The 3,586-nt window shown below is 59.6% G+C and carries 5 protein-coding genes; 2 read left to right on the top strand and 3 right to left on the bottom strand.

The window, feature by feature from the left end:
- Positions 1 to 366, bottom strand: a 366-nt coding sequence (locus tag AC1D1Z_RS35230) for an ABC transporter substrate-binding protein (protein ID WP_477853410.1), incomplete at its 3' end; no start/stop codon positions are given.
- Between the two features lie 184 nt (positions 367 to 550).
- Between AC1D1Z_RS35230 and AC1D1Z_RS35225 the strand changes: the two genes are divergently transcribed.
- Positions 551 to 1,540, top strand: a complete 990-nt coding sequence (locus tag AC1D1Z_RS35225) for a LysR family transcriptional regulator (protein ID WP_003562367.1) — start codon at positions 551 to 553, stop codon at positions 1,538 to 1,540.
- On the opposite strand, the gene AC1D1Z_RS35220 is transcribed toward AC1D1Z_RS35225, so the two are convergent.
- Positions 1,503 to 2,369 (bottom strand): creatininase family protein, encoded by an 867-nt coding sequence (locus tag AC1D1Z_RS35220; RefSeq protein WP_018245577.1) that lies wholly within the window; start codon positions 2,367 to 2,369, stop codon positions 1,503 to 1,505. The two genes, AC1D1Z_RS35225 and AC1D1Z_RS35220, sit on opposite strands and share 38 nt — an antisense overlap.
- 9 nt (positions 2,370 to 2,378) lie before the next feature.
- On the opposite strand from AC1D1Z_RS35220, the gene AC1D1Z_RS35215 reads away from it, so the two are divergent.
- Entirely contained in the window at positions 2,379 to 2,570 is a 192-nt protein-coding gene (locus AC1D1Z_RS35215) for an MAPEG family protein (protein WP_018245578.1), read from the top strand.
- A gap of 179 nt (positions 2,571 to 2,749) precedes the next feature.
- Here the strand turns inward: AC1D1Z_RS35215 and AC1D1Z_RS35210 are convergent, their stop codons facing one another.
- Positions 2,750 to 3,400 carry a GntR family transcriptional regulator gene (locus AC1D1Z_RS35210; protein ID WP_026188687.1) on the bottom strand — a complete coding sequence of 217 codons (651 nt, stop codon included), beginning with the start codon at positions 3,398 to 3,400 and terminating at the stop codon, positions 2,750 to 2,752.
- Positions 3,401 to 3,586: the final 186 nt, after the last annotated feature.

The following is a 3,586-nucleotide window of genomic DNA, read 5'->3' as shown; positions in this document are numbered from 1 at the left end:
GTCCGGATGGGCGATCAGCACCTGCGGATCCTTTTGGAAGATCGCGGCGACATCGACCAGCGGAATGCCCTGTTCGACGGCGGATATTTCGCCCTGAGGGCCGCCCATGTAGAAATCGAGCTTGCCGGATATCAGCAGCGCGCTGTTTGCAGCATTCGGGCCGCCCTGGACGATGGTGACGTCGAGGCCGTATTTTGCATAGGTGCCGTCGGCAACGGCTTGGTAGAAGCCGCCATGTTCCGCCTGGGCAAGCCAGTTCGTCCCGTAGCTCACCTTGTCGAGGGCAAGCGCCGGCGAGGCGGCGGCAAGCATCGAAGCGAGGCCGAGGCAGCTCAGGAATTGCGTCTTCATCAGTGCTTTCAACATGGTCGGCAGTTCCCCTTTTGTGGTCGAGGGACGCCTTGCTCGGCTCCCTTTTGAGGGAATTTGAGCCATTGCCATGCGCTTTGAAAAGCATCAAAATTCGTGCGCATTGATGCCTTTTCGGCATCTCTGGGAAAGCTGAAGATAATTTGTGCGTCCTGCGCAAAATTTATGCATTGGAGAGATCATGTTGCACTCCAGACGCCTTCTTTACATCAATGAGATCGCCCGTTGCGGTTCGATCCGCAAGGCGGCCGCGCGCCTCAACGTGGCGTCTTCGGCGGTCAACAGGCAGATTTTGGCGCTGGAGGAGGAGATCGGGGCGCCGCTTTTCGAGCGGCTGCCGCGTGGCCTGCGGCTGACGGCGGCTGGCGAACTCTGTATCGAGCATATCCGGGACGTGCTGAAGAATTACGAGCGCCTCGAGGGGCGCATCCGCAGCCTCAAGATGCAGCAGGCGGGAAAGGTGCGCATGGTGACGACCGTTGGGCTTGCCGCCGGGCCTCTGCCCGAAATCATCGCGCGCTTTCTTTCAGAACATCCGCGCGTCTTCGTCCAGCTGCGCAACGATACCGGCGGCACGACGGCCAGCCCCGTTGTATCAGGCGAAGTGGATATCGGTCTCGGCTTCAACATCCCCGCCACGCCGGGCATCCGCACGCTTGGAAATTTCGATATCCCGATCGGTGTCGTGCTGCCGCCGGGGCATCACCTGATCGGTCCCGGACCGATCAACCTCGCCGATGTCACCCAGGAAAAACTGGTTCTGGCGCAGCCGGGCACCAGCCTGCGCGAGGTGATCAACCTTGCTTTTGCGCGCCTGCCCATCTCGGTCGAGCCGGTGCTGGAAACCAATGCATCGGAGATGCTGAAACAGCTCGTCAAATGCGGCACGGGGCTGACGCTGCTCAATCCGCTCGACGTCATCACCGAATGCCGGCGCGGTGAACTGGTCTTCCGGCCGATCGCCGAGCCGCATGCGCGTTACCAGCAGATGAAGCTGTTTGCCCGCGCCCGCGCGCCCCTCGACGCGGCCACCAGTCTTTTCGTCGAATATCTGCTCGCCGAACTGCTCGGCCTGGTGCAGGAATTGCAGGCCAAGGGTCATATCCCACCGGATGTGAAACCCGCGGCTGAGCCTATTTCACATAGAGATTCGAAAGCGGATAGGCCTTGAGATCCTGGAGCAGCTCGACAAACCCCTTGACCTGATGGCGGCAGATCGCCTCGCCCTTTTCGGCTTTGGCGATCGAGGCATCGCCGACAACGCCGAAGGGATTGAGGTCATGCGCGATCCAGGCCAGCGAATGCGGCGGCAGAGGCTGAAGAAATTTGGATTGCTCCCGCATCCCTTCGGCCTTCGAGGCAAAGTTTTGGGCCTTGTCCATGCGCACCAGTTCGGGGCGGAAGTGCAGCATCAACGACGTCTCGACATCGCCGCCGTGGATGCCGTATTTGCTCTCGTGATCGCTGACCATACCTTCCGGATGACCGAAACGGCCCCATTGGGTGGAGACCACCGCCATTTGATGGCGCACGCGCAGTTCGCGCGCGACGATGCTCATGATGTCGACATTGCCGCCGTGGGAATTGACGATCACCATCTTCCGCAGCCCGGCTTCGGCAACCTTCGCACCAATCGCCGTCCAGACGGGGATGAGCAGCTCGGCACTGAGCGACAGCGTGCCGGGGCCGTAGATGTGTTCGTTGGCCTTGCCGATCTCCTGTGTCGGAAGGACCAGGATATCCAGACCCTCCGGCCGCTGCCTCTTCAGCTCCGCCAGCATGCCGGTCGCGATGGCGACATCCGTTGCGATCGGCAGATGCGGGCCGTGCTGTTCCGTCGAGGCGATAGGCAGAACGGCAATCGTGGTCTCGGGGGAGAGGCCGGCAAAATCGTATGTATTGAGCTCGTTCCAGTAAAACGGCGTAGCCATGCGGTCTTCCCTTTTCGTCACCTGCTTCGATAGGGAGTAGGGAATAAAGATAAGCCGGAAAAGCATCATTTTTTGCGCATGGCGCTGCTTTTTTTCGTACGCATCAGCGGGCGTTACTCCTCCGGCGTAGGCATGGTCGGCAACCGCATCGACGAGACGCTGCGCCGACGCTTCCGCATCCAAGGCAACTTCATTGAATATGTGGCTCGCAGCCTCGACGTCGATACGCCAGACGATATCGTGGCCGCCGGTGGCGCAATGAAGAACTAACTCGCGGGATGGCAGCGAGATGGTTCGCCCTATCTGATGACCGTTGCATTCGATCTGGAAGCACCACGCCTAGAGCGCCGCGCGTCTTTCAGACGCGTTAAGGGCGCTCTATCTCTTTGAATTTGCGCATAATCCTCTCCGAAATTCGGTTCCGATTTTCGGGGTTATGCGCTAGAGCCTCATCTGGCCGCCATGCTCGCGACCAGATCGCTGAACCTCTCGCCCTGAATGCCGACATGACCCCGCAGCAGCCGGCGGGCCTCATCTCCATCTCCGGCAAAGATCGCATCGACGATGGCGCAATGTTCCAAGAAGGACGTCGACAGGCGGTTGCGCACACGTAGTTGGAGGCGGCGATAAGGCCGCAGGCGTCGATGCAATTGCAGACATTGCTGCTCAAGGAAATCGCTTCGGCCGGCGGCGTAGATGGCCTTATGGAACTCCTCATTGTCGTAATAATAGGCATCACTGTCACCGGCAGCGGCTGATTGCTCACAGCGGCCGTGGGTGGCCGTGATCGCTTCTCGAGAGGTCTTGTCCAGCCGCCGTGCGGCGAGCGACCCGGCCAGGCCCTCCAGTTCCGCCATAACTTCGAACATCTCATAGACGCGGTGCGGCCCCGGATCGATGACAACAGCACCTCTGCGCGGTCGAATTTCGATGAGACCAATGGCATCGAGCTGCATCAGCGCCTCGCGCACCGGCGTGCGGGAGACCCCGAAACGCGTCGCAAGCACCGTTTCGTCGAGCCGCTCACCGGGAGAGAACTCGTTGGAAAGAATTGAATTTTCAATCTCATCCCGAAGCCATCGGCCGACATTCTCGGACATTCGTTTCACTTTCCTCATACACAAATGCTATTCTTGTATACACGATTGTTGACCTCGTGTACGAAGAGTGGCATTCTACATACTACCGGTGAAACCCGAGGATGGGAAGCAGCCGTCAAAAAGGTCCGCACCTGGCTGGCCGGCGGAAGAGAGGAGAAATGGCATGTCTGAGGCTTCCTTCTTCAC

Source organism: Rhizobium sp. P1_E1, assembly GCF_056406015.1.
The sequence above is the reverse complement of the archived record's forward strand: the minus strand, read 5'-3'. Positions and strand labels throughout refer to the sequence as shown.